Source organism: Vibrio jasicida 090810c (genome assembly GCF_002887615.1).
In the GTDB taxonomy this organism is placed as follows: Bacteria; Pseudomonadota; Gammaproteobacteria; order Enterobacterales; family Vibrionaceae; genus Vibrio; species Vibrio jasicida.
Genome location: NZ_CP025793.1, coordinates 278282 through 295885, shown reverse-complemented (window position 1 = coordinate 295885; position 17604 = coordinate 278282). Strand labels below are relative to the sequence as shown.

Sequence of the window (17604 nt, the reverse complement as noted above, 5' to 3'; positions counted from 1 at the left end):
CTTGCCGAAGCAATGTTAGACTCAATACGATGCTTTCAAAATGTGGAAATACGATGTCATCTCGCCCAAAGACCTTCTATGAACAAGAAATTGACCGCGTATACCGCGAGATGCCGTTGAGCCCAAAGCAGTTTCTCCTGATCAGACAGTCCAAAGCGTTTATGGAAAAGCATCACTCGGAAAACATCGAATTAAACCACTTAGCCAAAGCCGCCTTTATGTCGCGCTTTCATTATGTGCGGATTTTCAAACAGATGTATGGCGTGACGCCACGAAGCTATTTGAGGGATATGCGGATTAAGAAAGCCAAAGCGTTGCTCAAGGAAGGTCACTCGATCACGGATACTTGTTTTCAGGTTGGCTATGAGAGCTTAACCACGTTTTCGAGTGTCTTTAGAAAGAGCACTGGTTACTCACCCAAAGCGTTTCAAAAAATGCAGAAAAGCAATCTAGAATAAGTTTTTGAGCCTCACTTTCAGTATCTTTTCCTCATCCAAACTCAACGAAGGTAAATACCCGTGATTAGAATTTCCCTAACCAGCGTACCTGTGGACGATCAGGACAAAGCCCTCGATTTCTACACCAATGTTCTTGGCTTCATCAAAAAAACCGAAGTACCTATCGGTGAACATAAATGGTTAACAGTGGTTTCTCCGATTGAACAATCTGGGGTTGAATTGTTGTTAGAACCGATGGCGTTTGGACCAGCAAAAGTGTACCAAAATGCTCTCAAAGAAGCGGGGATTCCTTGGACTTCCTTTGCGGTCGATGATCTGCAGAAAGAATACGTGAGACTCTCTGAACTCGGCGTGGCTTTCTCTATAGAGCCAAGAGAAGCTGGCCCTGTAATGATTGCCGTACTCGATGATACCTGTGGGAATTACATTCAACTTATGCAGGAATTATAACGGCTTAAATTCGTGCCGTTTTTTAACAGAGAAGCCAAGCTCAACATCGTTTGACCTTGGCTTTTGTTGTTTAAATAAACCTTACTGAAAAAGTGTGATTCGGCTAAGCAAATATATGAATGTGATCGTGTATTCGATACTCAACTCGATTAGCATGCAATTTTTAACATCATGTTACATTTATAAAACTTATGTTTGGATTAAAACGAATCAAAGCCGACAATGAGGCGCTAAAGCAAGAGTTAGCAGACCTCAAACAAAAGTACCAAACTGACATTGCTGCTCTGGAAAATCAGCTCCAAGAGACGCAACAACTTGTTCGCTCCGCTCAGCAAGAACACCACAATAGCGATGAGTTGATGTCGAGCAGTTTGAAAGGTGGAGACATGCTCCAAACCATTCGAACTGAGATGGTGGAGAGTGCGCAATCTATGGCGCACGAGAACCAAGAACTGCAACAACTAGATGAGATGTTTAAGCAAACACACCAAGCTCTCGCTCGTCTGGACAACCGAGCAGTGAAGATCAGTACTCAAGCTTCTCAAAGCATTGAATCAGTTCAAATATTAGATAAAACCGCCACTTCTATTTCCCTCCTTGTATCTACTATTCAAGAAATTTCTGACCAAACCAACTTGCTTGCTCTAAATGCCGCTATTGAGGCCGCACGAGCCGGTGAAGCAGGACGCGGATTTGCGGTGGTAGCCGACGAGGTAAGAAACCTTGCGGGCAAAGCGAGTGAAGCCAGTGAACAGATTGACTCGCTTGTGAATCAAGTACTCACGCAAGTAAATGCAATTAAAAGCTCGATTGATGAAAACCAAACGTGTGCAGAAGAAGTTTCAGCATCTTCAGCACAGATTGGCTCTATCGTGAACGAAGTCGTCGTGAAATCAGAGCACATGCAGCAAGTGATCCATATTGCTTCCACACGCGCTTTCTTGGATACCGTCAAGCTCGACCACGCAATTTGGAAGAACAACATCTATCGCTTACTGCAAAAAGGCTCGTTTGGAGAAACCGTTAATAGCCATTCAGAATGCAGGCTAGGCCAATGGTACTATCGAGGTGACGGTAAAGCGTATAGCCACCTAAGAAGCTATGCGTTACTTGAAGAACCACACAAAGGCGTGCATGACAGCGGACGTGAAGCGATGAGCCAAGCCAAATCTGGCAACATGGCTGGCATGGTGACCGCAATTAACGCGATGGAAGATGCCAGCGAACAAGTAGTCGTTCAAATAGACCGCTTGATGGATGAGATTATCGCGAGTTAATTTCAAGACTTATTCTTCCTCCCTTCTCATCGAGTAAAGGGAGGAAGTTAAGCTTACCTACCCTATCATCCCCTATTCATTCTTTGGTAATTGCGTCTCAAGCCATTCAATAAATGCAGCATTCTTTGGTCTGTGTTGCTGACCGTTTAAACAAATCAAATCGTAGCCTCGCTCTGCACTTACGCGCTCAAAAGGTGCCACTAGTTCACCGTTTTCTAGGCTGCTTTTCACTAACGATTCACGAGCGACTCCCAACCCCATTCCGTTCTTAGCCGCTGTCATTGCCATATCGGCGTGATTAAACAAGTAAGTTCTGTCCATCACGTTAAGTGTGTTGAGTAGCGAGTTAGATTGTTTGTCCAGCCACATCGCCCATTCTTGATTGGGTTCACTCGCCTCTAATGATTCAGAGCAATGAATAAAAGTCACGCCGGCCAACTGCTCAAGCAATGGCGCTGGCTCAGTAAAATGGTCGTTAAAGTATTTGGGGCTACAAACCGGCAACAGCACTTCATCAAATAAACGCTGATGGTAAAAGCCCGGATGTTCGCTATCGCTGTAGTAAATCGCGATATCGACGGGCTCATGCTGAAAGTCCAAACGGCTCGCTTTCACCCTCAGTTTTATATTGAGATGCGGATACAAACGTTGGAAATCTGGCAACCTTGGCAAAAGCCAACTCTGGGCGAACGTCGGCGCTGCTCCAATATATAATTCACCACGCAGTTCATTGAACTTGATGTCTTCGAGCTCAGAGAAAATAACGTCGAACGATTGGTTTAATGCATGCAGTAATCGCTCACCTTCTTTGGTCAGTTCTAATCGTCTCGTCATGCGCACAAACAAACTGAAGCCCAGTTGCTCTTCTAACGATTTGATTCGCTGACTCACCGCCCCTTGGGTAATGAATAGCTCTTCCGCTGCTTTGGTAAAGCTAAGAAACTTACCTGCAATCGCAAAAGTGTACATATTGGAGAGCATCTGCTGCTTTCTGTCCATCACTCGACTCTCTATAAATTAGCTGTACTAATCCATAGCAAGATTTGTTTGGTTTGTGAAGCTCATCAGGATGCTTTTTAATCAAACTGTCTTATCCATAACGAGAACATCACGATGAAAAAGAATCTTAAAATTACCATCATTGGCGCAGGCTCTAGCTACACACCAGAGCTCATCGAAGGTCTGATCAAACGAAATCATGAACTGCCAATCGGCGAACTGTGGTTGGTTGATATTGAAGATGGCGCAGAGAAAGTCAGCATCATTGGCGATTTAACACGTCGCATGTTGGCTAAAAACGACATGTCGCATATTGATGTGCACGTCACCTTGGATCGCAAACCTGCTTTGAAAGACGCAGACTTTGTATGTTCTCAATTTCGCGCTGGCTGCTTGGAAGGTCGAATCCGTGATGAACGTATCTCACTGAAGTACGGCATGATCGGTCAGGAGACCAATGGGTTAGGCGGTTTTGCCAATGCCTGTCGTACTATTCCTATCGCGCTGGAAATCTGTAAAGAGATGGAAGTGTTGTGTCCAGATGCTTGGTTGCTAAACTTTACCAACCCATCAGGCATGGTGACAGAAGCGATTCTCAAACACACCAAAGTGAAAGCGGTCGGTTTATGTAACGTGCCAGTGATCATGCAAAAAGGCATCGCCCAAATGCTCGGTGCTAACGAGCCAGAATTTGTACTGCAAGTTGCGGGTTTGAACCACTTTATCTGGGCACGCCAGATCCTGCACGAAGGTCGTGACAAACTGCAAGAAGTGGTCGAAGAGATCCTATCCGGCAACGATCCTTTGGTGCCGCAAAATATTCCTCCATTCGACTGGCCACAAGAGTTGCTGCGTAATATGGGGATGATCCCGTGTGCTTACCTGCGCTATTACTACACCAGCGAAGACATCATGAGCCAAGAGATTGAAGAAGCGAACGGCGAAGGTACTCGCGGTGAGGTGGTCAAAGCCATGGAGAAACGACTGTTCGATATCTACCGCAATCCAGAGCTCAACGAAAAACCAAAAGAGCTCGAAAAGCGTGGGGGTCAATACTACTCAGAAGCTGCCTGCGAGCTGATGAGCTCTATCTACAACGATAAGCGCACCATCATGCACGTAAACACCCGTAACAACGGTGCCATTGCAGGTTTACCTGACGATTGCGCGGTGGAAGTCAGCTGCATGATCACAAAATCGGGACCTGTGGCTTTAAACGTCGCGCCATTCCCAAGCGATACGCTGCGCTTGATCCAATTGATGAAAGACTTTGAATCACTCACGGTAGAAGCGGCTGTCACAGGCGACCGCAATGCCGCGCATCGAGCATTGATTTTAAACCCGTTAGTAACCACCGGGACGATTCTAGAAAAGGCTCTAGAAGAGACGATTGAAGCCAACCTCGACTACATGCCACAGTTCCGTTAATCCTAACGAGAACGCGAAAGGGATGGTGAATGCCATCCTTTTTTATTCTTCAATTTACCCAACAGCCTTAAGGAGCTTGAATATCGTCACTGCATGGTCAGAATGATTTTGCCTTGCAGCGTGACCGACTCATCTTCTATCAGCTCGAAGGCGCGCTGGAACTGTTCCAACGGAAGGTAGCAATCCACATCGAGTTGTATCTGATGTTCCACAAAATGTTCTAGCATCTCGGCAAAGACTTGTTTGCGAACGGTCTTACCAACCGACTCTTCCCAGTAGCGCAAAAAGAACGTATTGAAGTCGATATTGTTCTGCTTCATACAAGCGAAGAAAGCAGGCTCATAAGGGGTGAGAGAAAGCGTTCCATAATTAATATACGTTCCCGAACTAAGCAGAACTTGGATTAGTTCGGTGCCAAACTTGCCGCCAATGGCATCGAATGCGACATTGGGTTGAGGCAGGTCTCGGACATCGATTTGAGATTGCAGATCTTGCTTACAATCTAGCACTGCATTGGAATCGTATGGATAACGCTCTGGCGCGGAGCTTATCGCAACTAAAGTAAATCCAAGTGAGTGCGATAACTGAGCGAAGATCTTACCAATCGCAGAATTGCCCGCGTTGATGATCACCACACCCTCTTGGCCCAACTTGGCAACGTGAGTGGTGATCACCCAAGCCGTCAGGGCATTGATATACAACTGGCACGCGTAGCCATTCTCAAGCTCTTCCGGCACTGCAAAGACATTCTCCGCATGCGCATCGACATAGCTTTGCCAAGTCCCGCTTTGTGCCACCAGCACCTTTTGCCCCATGTGAAATTCGGTTTGATGCGGATCGTTTATCTCAACCACACGTCCAACCGCTTCAAACCCTGGGACTCGCGGCGGTACATGGGTACGACGATACTGCCCTACTCCCTGAATCGACAATCGGTCACTTGGATTAATGTTTGTGGCTTCGATTTGCACACGAACTTTACCCAAAGCCAGTGGCTCTAGCTCAACATGCTCCAACACCAACGATTCACTTGGCGAACCAAAGCTCAGTTGATTAACGCGAGTGTTTGTCTTATGCGAGTTGGTCTTGGTTAAGCTCATTGGATACCACAGGATTGTTGCAGGGAATATGGCGCGCCATAGGGAAACGGGTATATAACGTTTTCTCAGCGCGCACGTCAAATTGGATAAGAGCTTAAACGGGCTGACTCAGCATAAACACCACCACTAAAGCGAGACTGCTGCCCATGCATCGGTTTACCCATATAACCTTTTGTGGTGACTGTATAAAGCGGTTCAATACGGTGCCAAAGTACGCCCAAGCAAACATCCCCAGCACACCAGTTCCCACCATCACGCTGATAATGATCACTACCTGAGTCAGGTAATCATTGTTTGGCGAGATAAATTGAGAGAACACCGTCAGTGACGCAACCCAACTTTTCGGATTAAGAATTTGCACCCAAACGCCAGATAAAAAGCCGGACTTTTTTGCATTCGAATCATTGTCGAGTTCCATCGTAGCAATCGACCATGCGAGATACAGCAGGTACGCCGCGCCAATCCACTTTAACGCCATGTACAAATCTGGGTAAAGGGTAAACAAACTGACAAGCCCCACACTTGCACCAACCAACATGATGATCACCCCGACTGCATTGCCCAATACAAACGGCACGGTCGCAGAAAACCCATATCGGCTCGAAATACCTAACAGCGCGACGTTGCCAGCTCCCGGCGTTAAAGAAATAGAAACGGCAAACAACAAAAATGCCGCCAACAATTGAGCACTCATGCACTCTCTCCCAAAAAGTAATCAACGAATATGTGAAACAGTCTAACGATTTGGGTAGAAAGAAAATTGCTATCTGCGCTACGATAAAAGTCAATTTGAGCAGACTATTTCTAAAATAACCATGAAAAAGAAAGAATCCACCAACTTTGAATTGGATAGTACCGATTTCGCTATTCTTGACCACATTCAGAAAGATGGCCGCATGAGTAATTCCAAGCTCGCGGAGACGGTTAACCTGAGTGAGACGCCCTGCTGGCGACGCTGGAAAAAAATGGAAGAGGAAGGCTACATTGAGGGTTACGCCGCCAAGTTGAATCGCAAAAAACTCGGCTTTCAAGTCTCTGGTTTTACGCTGGTGACACTAGGCAGTCACGAGGTAGAAAACACCACACCTTTTGAAGACTTTGTCGCAGAAACCGATTGGATCTTAATGTGTCACTGCATTGCAGGTAGCGCAGATTACATGGTGCAAGTAGTGGCGAGAGACTTGGACGAATACTTTGACCGCATCAGTGCTATTCGCCGCGTGAAAGGCATCAGCGCCATTCAATCCAACGTCTCAGTTAAGGAAATCAAGAGTACATTCCAGTTACCGCTAGAGTAGTGTGATGGACGAGACCGATGTTGTGGACAAGATTGTACTCGCTATCCCCTTCTACCATTAACGCGAAACTGCTGTGGGGTGACACCAAAATAGGCTTTAAATGCTTTGATGTAAGAAGAGTCGTTTTGATACCCCACTTGATCGGCAATGCTTTGGATAGAGAGCTCTTCGTCCAGCAAAGAGAGCGAATAAATCAGCCGAATTTGTTGCCGCCAAAGTTGAAACGAGGTGTTGAACTCTTTGGAGAACAAGCGCGACAGAGTTCGCTCGGATGCACCGACTTTCTCTCCCCACTGTTTGAGTGACCAATCCAATGCTGGCGTGTCGGTCAGCGCTTCAAAAATCAGCTTTAAGCGTCTGTCTTCAGGCAGCAGTAACTGAAAGGTCTGCACGTTGTCTTTCATGATTTGATCGTGCAGTACGCCTAGCAAGCGCGATACTTCCTCATCACTGACGAACCCTTCGCATTGACGGCGTATTTCCTGTAGCAACTCGTTCAAGAAAGGAGTGAGAGTGATGGTTCTAACTTGATGCTCGTACTCAGTACCGAACTTAGGGTTTAGATAGATACCGACAAATGTCGTATGGCTTAGTGCGATGGATTCATGTTGAATACCCGCAGGTACAAACAGCGCAGAGGTATGAGGGACAAGGTGTTGGTAGTGCTCGGTTTTGGTTTGCAATAACCCTTTGATCGGGAAGATGACTTGATGCCACGTGTGTTGGTGCAGCGCATCAATATAACCTTTGGGCATGTCGATGGTCTTAACCAAAGCTGGTGAGTGGGGATTGGCAGCCATCATCTCATTGGAGGTCATGACACCGGAGTGAGAATCGATTTGGCGGGTTGTCATCATTAACTGTCCTTACATCCCTACTCTGACACAAGCTCACTAGGCTATCATGCTCGTCAAAGTGAATGAAGCCGTGAGGTGCGACGTATGCGATATCAAGTTGAAATATCCAAAGAAAACCAACTCTTATTCAAAGTCGATATTGATAACATCAACCAAGACAAGTGCGAAGCATCGCTTGAAACCGTGTTAACCAAGTTTCCTAAAGCGGAAGGTTATCAACGTCATGTGTTGGTTTCAGATAGCGAAACGCGCTACTTAAAAAGCACAGAAAAGCGTATTGAAGTGCTGGCAGCGATTCCGGTATTCAAGTCACTGGGCGAACGCTAACGTGGTCTTGTCTCACGCCGTTTGGCAAATCAGTTTTAGGCGATAAGGAAAGAATATGAAGAAGTTAGGCGTAGTTAACAACGTATTAGCAGGTAAAACCGTTGCCTTTGCACATGGTGCGAAAAGTGCGATTAACAAACAGGTTTTGCCGCAGCGTCAGCATGCAACAGAACTGGGTTTTACCAACGACGAACAAGGCGATCCACGCTTCCATGGTGGGATTCAAAAAGCCCTTCATATTTACCCAAGTGAGCACTATCCCGTTTGGCAGCAAGAGTTGGGCGACAAAGCGATTTTCCAATCAGCTGGGGCGTTCGGCGAGAACTTAAGCTCAAGCGGCGTAACAGAAGAATCCATTTGCTTGAAAGATAAGATCCGCATCGGCTCAACCTTGTTAGAAGTATCCCAAGGGCGTATGCCCTGCTGGAAACTCAACGTCCGCTTCGAGCAAAACGACATGGCGAGAAGACTGCAAGACACGCTTCGAACAGGCTGGTACTTCCGAGTGCTACAAGAGGGCGATATCGGCGCAGGTGACGAAATTATTCTGTGCGAAAGACCTTACCCAGACTGGTCATTGGCTCGCATCATGGGCGCAGTATTTACTGGTTGCCTAGATAAAGCGGAGCTAAGCCAACTGGCGGAACTTCCATTGGTTGAATCTTGGGGCAAGCTTGTCGAACGTCGCCTAGAAACCGGGGAAGTCGAAGATTGGGAAATGCGTTTAGTCGGTCCGACTGCGGGTTAATTCCCTTTCTGACTCCTCGAGAGAAAAAGCTTCTCACTTCCTATATCTGCCCCACGACCAAGTCATTGGGGCTTTTGCTTTTTAGCCGTTCAAAACAGCAAATCTGTGTTTACGCTGGAGCTTAGCAATTAACAAAGGTTAATGAATCGCGCACAAATACGCTTTATGTTGTACCCAAAATAATACAAGGGGAAGCATGATGCTCGAATGGAGAATTAAGAAATTCGCAGACCTGTCTGTTCAAGAGCTTTACGATTTTTTGCAGCAAAGAGTCAATATTTTCATCGTAGACATGAACACGCCATACAGCGATTTGGATGGTAAAGATAACCATCCCGACACCTACCACGTAATGGGATATGATAACGAACGTCTGGTGGCTTATAGTCGCATTATGCCTCCGAAACTCGGATACCCCGTTGACGTTTTACCCTTGCTGAACTCTGATGCCAATGACGTGTGTATTGGTCGCGTTATCGTCGCAGAAGATTACAGAGGGAAAAACATCGGCAACCAATTGATGCAAGTGAGTTTCGATGCCACAAGGAAGATCTACCCGAATGACAGCATTTTTATATCCGCACAAGCACACTTGAAAGACTATTACGGCAAGTTCGGCTTTGATGTTGTCACCGATAGCTACTTGGAAGACGGATGCACTATGTTGGGTCTTAGACACATTCCGAAAGTTATCTGCTCAGCATAAAAACAGCATTAACTCATTGTAAATATTAAAAAATAAAGTCAGGCAGAGTTTCAATATTTGGTATTTAGCATTTACTCACCTTTGATCGATGGGGCAAAATTAGCGCTCAATAACGGAATATCAAAAAGGAGTAAAAGTGGAAGATTTCTATATCGATCACAAAGGGTTAGCAGCATATTTCGAGATTCAGTGGCTTGATAAACTTCGACAAAACGGCGTGAGCAAACTGCTTGATAGCCAGTCTAAGTCAGTGCCAGATTGGTTTGTCTCTTCAAGCCATTCGAAAGACGTCGCGCAGTTTGTTGTTGAAGCTCTCGGTAGTGAAAACCCTTCTCCTAAAAGCCTATTAGAAGTGGGGCCTGCTCTCGGGAGAAACTGTTATGAATTGATAACCAACATACCAAGTATCAATTCGGCTACGCTCGTAGAACCTTCTCATCGTTTGTTATCAAACTTGAAACAGCTACTGATCGATGGGGGAGAGTGTGACTTCCACTATATTAAGAGCTTAAAAGAGCAAAAGCATTTCACATTTAATGCATCTTCAATAGCCAAAGCTTGTGACCATGTGAATTTTTCTCTCATCGAAGCACCTTTTGAAAGTGGCGTGGTCGCGGAGCAGCACGATTTAAGTCTTTGCTTGAATGTACTGGATCAATGTGACTCCCCTAAAACGGTCGTGGAAGCATTAATGGACGCAACGGCTCCTAATGGTGTTTTGGTTTTAGCCTGTACCTATCAGTGGAGCAAAAAACATTTAAAAGATGAGACTGAAGCAGTTGACGATATAAACGATTATTTTGGCAATGGTTGGGTGCCACTATCGGAAGCTGAACACGAGTACAAAATCAGATTCAACGAGAGATACTCTCTCCTTTTCTTGTCTCATATCGTCGCCTATAAAAAGATTGGCTAATAAATAAAGAAGCCACGCACCCGATATCGTCAGGTTCGTGGCTTTTTTGTTTCTCCTATCTTGTTGAATTAATAAAACAAGATAGGAGCGCTTTTTTCTAAAGTTCTATCCTTTGAACTTACTAACATAACCAACAATTAATAGCCGCTACACTCTGCCTCATATCCTCCCTTTCAATTCACCCTGTTACTCTCTTGGAGAAATCTAGTGGCAACCATGAAAGACGTCGCGGACATGGCTGGTGTCTCTACGGCAACGGTCTCGCGTGTTATCAATCGCACCAGTTATGTTGAACCAGTAACGCAAGAGCGAGTCGAACGCGCCATTAAAGAGCTCAACTACCGCCGAGATGCGCGAGCAACAGCGCTGGCGAACCGCAGCAATAACACGCTAGGTTTACTCACTGGGAACTTGGCTGACCCTTTTTTCGCCTTGATCGCCAAAAGCGTTGAAGAAGTGGCCCGTGCCAATGGTTGTCAGTTGGTCGTAGTCAGTGGTGGGCACAATGCGCAACGAGAAAAAGAAGGGCTCGACTTTCTCATCAGTCAGGGCTGTGAGGCGATGGTCGTACACTCAAAGATGCTCGATGACACCACGCTGATGCAATACGCTGCACAGCTTCCGGCGATGGTGTTACTCAACCGCACCATTGCACAAATCTCCAATCGTTCAGTCTGGGTAGACAACCGAGTCGGTGCGCGCAAATCGGTCGAATATTTGATTCAGCAAGGTCATCGCAAGATCGCCTGTGTCACCAGTGACTTACCCATTGAAGATCGAACCGACCGCCTTGAAGGTTATCGAGACGCAATGAATGCAGCCAATTTAGCTATCCCAACAGGTTGGGTAATCAACCAAAACTTCAGTGAGTCTGGAGGAGAGGAAGCAGGTCGCCAACTTATTCAATCCTGTCCGGGAGTCACTGCGGTAGTCACATTTAACGACGTAATGGCAGCAGGCTTAATGGCAAGTTTGCATGAACAGGGCTTCACGGTGCCAGATGATATTTCCGTGGTTGGATTTGATGATGTGTTGCTTGCACGCTACCTCTATCCACGATTGACCACCATGCATAACCCAATTGACGAAATGTCGACTTATGCAGCGAAATTAGCACTAAACTTAAGTAAAGACGGCTATTCGCCACCAAACCTGCATCAATTTGAAGCAAGCTTAGTCAGCAGACAAACCGTCAAAGCAATACAAAAGATCGGATAAAATTGTGATGAACCTTACATTCGCACACCTCATGTAAGCGCTTACATGAAAACAACACACCGCTCTCATTTTGCCTATTATGTGACCGTTATTATCCATTTCGAACAAACCCTACATCGATCCTGAGGATAAATAACATGACAAATTCTAAGCCTCTGCCGTCGTTCGGATTAGCACTCGCCCCTATTGCGGTGATGTTTGCACTTCTGGCTGTCGGATACGGAATACTCGGACTTCGCATTGAAGTTCTGTTGCTGATTTCAGCTGCCTTTACTGGTCTTATCGCGTGGAAGATCGGTTACAACTGGGATGACATCATTAACGCCATCGTAGAAAAACTGGCGAAAGCGATGCCAGTCATTCTGATTTTGGTCTCGGTTGGTGGTTTGATTGCCAGCTGGATGGTCAGCGGCACAATCCCTTACATGGTTTACTGGGGACTAAAAGTCATCAGCCCTGAATACATTCTTATTGCCGCTTTCTTTGTGACCAGTGTCGTTTCCGTTTGTACCGGTACGTCTTGGGGCTCTGCAGGTACTGTTGGTGTCGCACTAATGGGCGTGGCAGCAGGCCTTGACGTCTCGCTCGCAGCTGCCGCTGGTGCAGTGGTATCTGGCGCGTACTTTGGTGACAAAATCTCACCGTTATCAGATTCAACCAACTTTGCGCCTGTCGTTTCAGGCACCACCTTGTACGAACACATTCAACATATGCTTTACACCACCCTGCCGGGCTTTGTGATTGCGTCTGTCGTCTTCTTCTTTGCGGGTCAAAGCGCTGATATCGCGAACATTCACGAGCCAGAGAAAGTTGTTCAAATCACCTCGGGCTTAGATAATCTATACAACTTCAACATCCTACTTCTTATTCCGCCAGTGATGATCCTATGGGGCGCGTTGACTAAGAAGCCAGTCCTGCCATTGATGCTTGGCGCATCGGCTATCGCGATTGTTTTAGGCATGGTTTTCCAAGACTTCACACTAAAACAAGGCTTCCAAGCTTACGTAGACGGCTTCAACCTAGCCATGTTTGAAGCAAACGGTCACAGCGTAAATGGCTTAGTGCCAGATATCACCAAACTGCTTAACCGTGGCGGTCTGTTCTCAATGATGAGCACGATTCTACTAGTATTCTGTGCTTTTGCCTTCGCTGGTATTTTGAGCCTAACTGGCGCACTAAACGTGGTACTAGGCAAATTCCTACATGCGATTCACACCACAGGTCAGCTGATTGCTTCGACCGTTGTGGCAACCATCACTGTGGTTTTCACCACTTCTGACGGCAAGCTAGCGCTGTTGATTCCGGGTGAGTTGTTCCAAAACGCTTACCGAAAAATGGGATTAGACACGAAGAACCTGTCTCGAACCATCGAAGATGCCGGCACCATTATTGAACCATTGGTTCCTTGGACAGCCGCAGGTATCTATATGGCGGGTACGCTAGGCGTGGCAACGTTGGATTACCTACCATGGGCGATTCAATGTTACACCGGCGTGATCTTCGCTCTGATTTATGGCTTCACTGGCTTTGGTATCGCAAAAGCCAAGCTAGAACAAAACGAACAACAGATTGCTGAAGAGCATTCAAATACACCAGCAGTAGAAACAAAATAAGGTAAATCATTGATGAACGCTTTCGACCAAATTCTGAACCGCAAGGAAAGTGGCTCTGTTAAATGGGACTTTATGCAGCAAAAGCTGGGATTGGCTGGCACGGATTTACTCCCGATGTGGGTATCCGATTACGATTTTCAAGCGCCGCAAGTAGTATTAGACGCGCTACAACAACGTGTTGAGCATGGAATTTTTGGTTACGCAGAACGCGATGATACGTACTACCAAGCTACGATCGATTGGTATCAAAACCAGCATGGTACCCACGTTGAGCGTGAGTGGATCACTACGGTACATGGCGTACTTCCTGGACTCGCGATGGCATTGCAAATGCTCACCGAAAAAGGTGATGGCATCGTGATGCAGAGTCCGGGATATGGCTCCTTCCGTAAGATCATTGAATTCAACGATCGTGTTGTCGTAGAGAACCCACTGACGGAAACCAAAGGCGACTATCAACTCGACTTTGATCATCTCGAAACCTGCTTTGCTAATGGCGCAAAAGCAATGATCTTCTGTAACCCACATAACCCAACAGGGCGAGTTTGGTCTGAAAGCGAAATGACAAAGGTTGCTAAACTGTGTGAACAGTACCAAGTTTGGCTGCTGAGTGATGAAATATGGGGCGATTTAGTGGTTGGCGATGCGGAGTACTACTCTGCTTTACGTCTTCCAAAAAATCTTACAAAACGTCTGATAGTAGCTACGGCTGCAAGTAAGACGTTTGGTTTGTCTTCACTGCGAATCTCTAACTTTATGATTCCAGATGAATCACTCCGAGCACAGTTTACTCGCCGATTAGATGCTCATGGTATGGACGTGTTCAATAGCCTATCGATGAGTGCAGCGACTGTTGCTTATCAAGAGTGCTCTAATTGGTTGATGGACTTAAAAGACTACTTGCGAGCTAATATCGCCAAACTTGATCAGTTTGTACAAACGGAACTGCCAGAGGTGAAATTTATCGCCCCACAAGCAGGCTACTTGGCTTGGTTAGATTGCCGCGCATTCAACCTGACCGACGCCGAGCTGGAGCAAAAATTTGTCGCCGCAGGGCTTGTCCCGAGCATGGGCATCGCTTTCGGTAAAGAAGGTTCTGGCTTTGTTCGCCTTAATCTAGGCTGCCCAGCAGGCACACTGGATGAAGCCTTGGTAAGAATCAAACACGCACTAAACTAGCCATACAAACAACCGATATAACAAAGCCACGCTTTTCATGTTAAGGCGTGGCTTTTTGTTTCCCTTTCCCCAGACTGCACAGACAACACTTCCCTAAAGCCATCATTACACTTCCATACGTTCTGCTGATAGAAGGTTACACATTCGTTTTGTACACTGTTCAAAATCAAATAATTAGGACAGCATAATGAACAAAACACTCATCGCGTTAATCACTTTAACAGCAGCAGGAACAGCAACAGCTGGCGACACTTACATTCGTAACGGTAACATCTACAACAACGAAGGCGGTTGGATGGTCGAAGCTGGCGTAGTGCAAGCCAGTGATCTTTTCAAAGACCAAAAGCACAATACAGCACCAGTGTTAAACGGTGGCTATCACGGTGAAGATTTCAACGCTGATCTTGGTGGCATCAACTACCGCTTTCTTGGTGAAACTAACGAATTGTTAAACATGAGTGCTTATGTGGTGGGCAGTGGCGTACCTCGCGATAGCGATGTAGCGAAAAGCTTAAAAGGTACTAAGCGTCGTGATTTTGCGGTCGATTTAGGTTTAAACGCAGACTTCACACTCGATCCAAACAACGTGATTTCAACTTACCTACAACACGATGTTTCTGGTGCCTATAAAGGCTTCCAAGGTGGTGCGACTTACTTCCACATCATGAACATCGGCAATGCTGATTTCGTACCATTTGCGAGCGTGTCTTACCAAAGCGAAGACTATGTAGATTACTACTTCGGTGTCACAGACAAAGAAGCACGCGCAAACCGCAAAGCTTACAAAGGCGAAGCTACGGTAAACTATGGTTTAGGCTACAAACTGGTTGTGCCAATCACCGATAACTGGCAAATCAGCCAAGTATCACAATACACGCGTCTAGGAAGTGGCATCAGTGATTCTTCTATCGTAGAGAGCGCAAACCAATGGACAGTTGGCGCGACCGTTTCTTACAACTTCTAGTCTCTTTCCGTTAATAGAAAAAGCCATCATCACGATGGCTTTTTGTTTGTTTAGCTTGGTTTATTTAGCTTTGGGCGCTTGGCGTTTCGGTTTTCCTTGAAACTGCTTAATGCTCTTCTTGGCATTGGTTCGGCGATTGGCTTTTTTATCGCGTGGGGCGCGTTTGCTTTCGCCTGTTGATGGCTTATCCGTAACTGGGAAACCTTCAAGATCTTGCGTTGGCAATTCACGTTGAGTCAGGTTACGGATCGCGGTAAGAGCTTCTGCTTCGCCATGGCAGACCAGCGACATTGCGACACCTTGCTCGCCTGCACGGGCTGTACGTCCAACTCGGTGAACGTAAGTCTCTGCGTGCATTGGCAACTCAAAGTTAATCACCACGGGCAGTTGTTCAATATGAATACCGCGCGCCAACAAATCGGTGGCAATCAATACCTGTGTTTGCCCCGATTTAAACTGCGCCAACGCTTCTTCTCGCTCTGCTTGACTCTTATTGCCGTGCAACGCATTGGTTGAGATTCCAGCTTTACTGAGTTTTTTCGCTAGACCATCGGCATTCTCTTTGGCGCCTATAAATACCAATACCTGCGTCCACGCATTTTGCTTGATCAGTTCAATCAACGCTTTGGTTTTGCTGCCTTTGTTGACGAGATACAGCGTTTCGGCAATATCTTGATTGGTGCTGTTTTCTTGATGCGCTGCTACTTGTTTTGGTGCGTGCATGAGCTGCTTGGCTTTGCCCTTCAACTCATCAGAAAACGTTGCTGAGAACATCGCGGTTTGACGCTGGTTTGAAATCTGCCCTGCAATATTTTGCACGTCAGGCCAAAAGCCCATATCCAACAAGCGGTCCGCTTCATCCAACACTAGGTAATGAATATTACTCAGGTCCAAACTGTTGTTCGCCAGATCGACTAAACGGCCTGTTGTCGCCACAAGAATTTGAGGTTTTGTCGCAAGTGCTTGTAGTTGCGGCTCTTTATCCACGCCACCGCACAGACACACTGCGTTGAGACCAACAGATTGACCAACTTGGTTAATCGCCTCACTTACCTGAGTTGCTAGCTCACGCGTTGGTACTAGAATCAGCGCTTTTCGCTCTGGATTTGCACTTAGTTTTTCCAACAAAGGCAAGCCATAAGCAAGGGTTTTGCCGCTGCCCGTGTTTGCTAATGCCAACACATCTTTACCACTGAGTAGCTCAGGAATGGCCAAAGCTTGAATATCGGTTGGCTTCTTGAAATCTTTTGGCAGTGCGTGAATCAGCTCAGAACTCAAAGAGAGAGTAGAAAATGGCATTAGCTTAACCTTGTGCTTTTGATTGAAGAGGCAGTAAAAGATGCGGTAAATCGCAGGCGCGGACTTTACCACAATCTAGGAGACGAACAATCCAATTTTAGAAGAGGAAGTTTGTGAACGTCATTGGTTTTTAATGCCTCAAACCAAAACAGTGATTAGATTGCCGCTTGGTAAGTACCACGAATAGGGTAATCGTTTTCTGGGTTACGGATAAACGCCAATCCTGAGAGCAAGACTTCTAGGTCAGGTCGAGCGAATGGACCGTTGGAAATATCGACTAACTGAACTTGTCCTTTACTATTCACCACAAACAAACCTGGCTCTGCAAAGAGATGGTCTGTCTCTTTTTCTGAGCGAGGCTCCGAGATATACAAACCAAGCGTTTGCATCTGCTCTACTGTCAGACCATAAGCGACCGGGAACGTGACGCTCAGTTGATCCTTATGCTGCTCTAGCTGTACTTGGCTATCTGCGGACACCGCCACGATATCCATCCCGAGTTGTAAGAATCGTACTTTTAGTGTCTCTAGTTGGTTGAGATAGCGAGTACACAAAGGGCAATGTTTGCCGCGGTAAACCACCACTAAGCGCCAATCGACATTCTCAGAAGGTGTACCCAGCTCGATAGTTTCGCCACTTAGCGTTGGCAGAGTGATAGAGGGAAACAAATCACCTGCGGTAAATTTCGTCGTTGTCATTATTCAGTCCTATTTACTTCACGTTGTTTAAGATAAAACGAGCGCGACACAGGTTGGAGTGGAGAGCAT

The 17604-nt window shown here is 46.3% G+C and carries 19 protein-coding genes; 13 read left to right on the top strand and 6 right to left on the bottom strand.

What is annotated here, in order from left to right; translation table 11 throughout:
* Positions 1-53: 53 nt before the first annotated feature.
* From C1S73_RS18955 to C1S73_RS18945, 3 genes are all read left to right on the top strand, one after another.
* Positions 54-458 (top strand): helix-turn-helix transcriptional regulator, encoded by a 405-nt coding sequence (locus tag C1S73_RS18955; RefSeq protein ID WP_038871432.1) that lies wholly within the window; start codon positions 54-56, stop codon positions 456-458.
* 60 nt (positions 459-518) lie between these two features.
* Positions 519-908 carry a VOC family protein gene (locus C1S73_RS18950; protein ID WP_038871435.1) on the top strand — a complete coding sequence of 130 codons (390 nt, stop codon included), beginning with the start codon at positions 519-521 and terminating at the stop codon, positions 906-908.
* Positions 909-1099: 191 nt separating this feature from the next.
* The gene (locus C1S73_RS18945) at positions 1100-2185 is read left to right on the top strand and encodes a methyl-accepting chemotaxis protein (RefSeq protein WP_038871438.1); all 1086 of its coding nucleotides are present in this window, start codon (positions 1100-1102) and stop codon (positions 2183-2185) included.
* Between the two features lie 72 nt (positions 2186-2257).
* On the opposite strand, the gene C1S73_RS18940 is transcribed toward C1S73_RS18945, so the two are convergent.
* Positions 2258-3184 carry a LysR substrate-binding domain-containing protein gene (locus C1S73_RS18940; protein WP_038871440.1) on the bottom strand — a complete coding sequence of 309 codons (927 nt, stop codon included), beginning with the start codon at positions 3182-3184 and terminating at the stop codon, positions 2258-2260.
* A 114-nt stretch (positions 3185-3298) separates the two neighbouring features.
* On the opposite strand from C1S73_RS18940, the gene C1S73_RS18935 reads away from it, so the two are divergent.
* A complete protein-coding gene (locus C1S73_RS18935) occupies positions 3299-4612 on the top strand; it encodes a 6-phospho-beta-glucosidase (RefSeq protein WP_038871443.1) in 1314 nt (437 codons plus the stop codon).
* A gap of 86 nt (positions 4613-4698) precedes the next feature.
* Here the strand turns inward: C1S73_RS18935 and C1S73_RS18930 are convergent, their stop codons facing one another.
* Both C1S73_RS18930 and C1S73_RS18925 read right to left on the bottom strand, forming a co-directional pair.
* Positions 4699-5712, bottom strand: coding sequence for a zinc-dependent alcohol dehydrogenase family protein (locus tag C1S73_RS18930; protein ID WP_038871445.1), 1014 nt, complete (start codon positions 5710-5712; stop codon positions 4699-4701).
* Between the two features lie 94 nt (positions 5713-5806).
* Positions 5807-6406 carry a LysE family translocator gene (locus C1S73_RS18925; protein ID WP_038871447.1) on the bottom strand — a complete coding sequence of 200 codons (600 nt, stop codon included), beginning with the start codon at positions 6404-6406 and terminating at the stop codon, positions 5807-5809.
* 121 nt (positions 6407-6527) lie between these two features.
* Between C1S73_RS18925 and C1S73_RS18920 the strand changes: the two genes are divergently transcribed.
* The gene (locus C1S73_RS18920; RefSeq protein ID WP_005450000.1) at positions 6528-7010 is read left to right on the top strand and encodes an Lrp/AsnC family transcriptional regulator; all 483 of its coding nucleotides are present in this window, start codon (positions 6528-6530) and stop codon (positions 7008-7010) included.
* Between the two features lie 41 nt (positions 7011-7051).
* Here the strand turns inward: C1S73_RS18920 and C1S73_RS18915 are convergent, their stop codons facing one another.
* Positions 7052-7867: an AraC family transcriptional regulator gene (locus tag C1S73_RS18915; protein ID WP_038871451.1), complete on the bottom strand. Its 816-nt coding sequence runs from the start codon at positions 7865-7867 to the stop codon at positions 7052-7054.
* A gap of 84 nt (positions 7868-7951) precedes the next feature.
* On the opposite strand from C1S73_RS18915, the gene C1S73_RS18910 reads away from it, so the two are divergent.
* The 8 genes from C1S73_RS18910 (at position 7952) to ompV (ending at position 15538) form a co-directional block, all read left to right on the top strand.
* On the top strand, positions 7952-8194 hold the full coding sequence (locus tag C1S73_RS18910; RefSeq protein ID WP_005429049.1) for a hypothetical protein: 243 nt from the start codon (positions 7952-7954) through the stop codon (positions 8192-8194).
* A gap of 55 nt (positions 8195-8249) precedes the next feature.
* Positions 8250-8942 (top strand): MOSC domain-containing protein, encoded by a 693-nt coding sequence (locus tag C1S73_RS18905; RefSeq protein WP_038871454.1) that lies wholly within the window; start codon positions 8250-8252, stop codon positions 8940-8942.
* 199 nt (positions 8943-9141) lie between these two features.
* Positions 9142-9648 carry a GNAT family N-acetyltransferase gene (locus C1S73_RS18900; protein WP_029788381.1) on the top strand — a complete coding sequence of 169 codons (507 nt, stop codon included), beginning with the start codon at positions 9142-9144 and terminating at the stop codon, positions 9646-9648.
* 136 nt (positions 9649-9784) lie between these two features.
* Positions 9785-10564 carry a hypothetical protein gene (locus tag C1S73_RS18895; protein WP_038871461.1) on the top strand — a complete coding sequence of 260 codons (780 nt, stop codon included), beginning with the start codon at positions 9785-9787 and terminating at the stop codon, positions 10562-10564.
* A 207-nt stretch (positions 10565-10771) separates the two neighbouring features.
* Positions 10772-11782, top strand: a complete 1011-nt coding sequence (locus tag C1S73_RS18890) for a LacI family DNA-binding transcriptional regulator (RefSeq protein WP_038871463.1) — start codon at positions 10772-10774, stop codon at positions 11780-11782.
* Positions 11783-11919: 137 nt separating this feature from the next.
* Positions 11920-13395: a Na+/H+ antiporter NhaC gene (nhaC, locus tag C1S73_RS18885; RefSeq protein WP_038871466.1), complete on the top strand. Its 1476-nt coding sequence runs from the start codon at positions 11920-11922 to the stop codon at positions 13393-13395.
* A gap of 12 nt (positions 13396-13407) precedes the next feature.
* Complete coding sequence (locus C1S73_RS18880) at positions 13408-14574, top strand: MalY/PatB family protein (protein WP_038871469.1); 1167 nt, start codon at positions 13408-13410, stop codon at positions 14572-14574.
* Positions 14575-14761: 187 nt separating this feature from the next.
* Positions 14762-15538, top strand: coding sequence for an outer membrane protein OmpV (gene ompV, locus C1S73_RS18875; protein ID WP_038871471.1), 777 nt, complete (start codon positions 14762-14764; stop codon positions 15536-15538).
* A gap of 60 nt (positions 15539-15598) precedes the next feature.
* Here ompV and C1S73_RS18870 read toward each other — a convergent pair whose 3' ends face one another.
* Together C1S73_RS18870 and C1S73_RS18865 are read right to left on the bottom strand one after the other, a co-directional pair.
* Complete coding sequence (locus C1S73_RS18870) at positions 15599-16837, bottom strand: DEAD/DEAH box helicase (protein ID WP_038871474.1); 1239 nt, start codon at positions 16835-16837, stop codon at positions 15599-15601.
* A gap of 155 nt (positions 16838-16992) precedes the next feature.
* On the bottom strand, positions 16993-17535 hold the full coding sequence (locus tag C1S73_RS18865) for a peroxiredoxin-like family protein (RefSeq protein ID WP_038871478.1): 543 nt from the start codon (positions 17533-17535) through the stop codon (positions 16993-16995).
* Positions 17536-17604 lie beyond the last annotated feature (69 nt).

Coding starts and splice junctions, on each gene's coding strand:
- C1S73_RS18870 (WP_038871474.1), bottom strand. CDS start 16,837: ATGCCATTTTCTACTCTCTCTTTGAGTTCTGAGCTGATTCACGCACTG.
- C1S73_RS18865 (WP_038871478.1), bottom strand. CDS start 17,535: ATGACAACGACGAAATTTACCGCAGGTGATTTGTTTCCCTCTATCACT.
- C1S73_RS18940 (WP_038871440.1), bottom strand. CDS start 3,184: ATGGACAGAAAGCAGCAGATGCTCTCCAATATGTACACTTTTGCGATT.
- C1S73_RS18915 (WP_038871451.1), bottom strand. CDS start 7,867: ATGATGACAACCCGCCAAATCGATTCTCACTCCGGTGTCATGACCTCC.
- C1S73_RS18955 (WP_038871432.1), top strand. CDS start 54: ATGTCATCTCGCCCAAAGACCTTCTATGAACAAGAAATTGACCGCGTA.
- ompV (WP_038871471.1), top strand. CDS start 14,762: ATGAACAAAACACTCATCGCGTTAATCACTTTAACAGCAGCAGGAACA.
- C1S73_RS18900 (WP_029788381.1), top strand. CDS start 9,142: ATGCTCGAATGGAGAATTAAGAAATTCGCAGACCTGTCTGTTCAAGAG.
- C1S73_RS18880 (WP_038871469.1), top strand. CDS start 13,408: ATGAACGCTTTCGACCAAATTCTGAACCGCAAGGAAAGTGGCTCTGTT.
- C1S73_RS18930 (WP_038871445.1), bottom strand. CDS start 5,712: ATGAGCTTAACCAAGACCAACTCGCATAAGACAAACACTCGCGTTAAT.
- C1S73_RS18935 (WP_038871443.1), top strand. CDS start 3,299: ATGAAAAAGAATCTTAAAATTACCATCATTGGCGCAGGCTCTAGCTAC.
- C1S73_RS18905 (WP_038871454.1), top strand. CDS start 8,250: ATGAAGAAGTTAGGCGTAGTTAACAACGTATTAGCAGGTAAAACCGTT.
- C1S73_RS18925 (WP_038871447.1), bottom strand. CDS start 6,406: ATGAGTGCTCAATTGTTGGCGGCATTTTTGTTGTTTGCCGTTTCTATT.
- C1S73_RS18910 (WP_005429049.1), top strand. CDS start 7,952: ATGCGATATCAAGTTGAAATATCCAAAGAAAACCAACTCTTATTCAAA.
- C1S73_RS18920 (WP_005450000.1), top strand. CDS start 6,528: ATGAAAAAGAAAGAATCCACCAACTTTGAATTGGATAGTACCGATTTC.
- nhaC (WP_038871466.1), top strand. CDS start 11,920: ATGACAAATTCTAAGCCTCTGCCGTCGTTCGGATTAGCACTCGCCCCT.
- C1S73_RS18945 (WP_038871438.1), top strand. CDS start 1,100: ATGTTTGGATTAAAACGAATCAAAGCCGACAATGAGGCGCTAAAGCAA.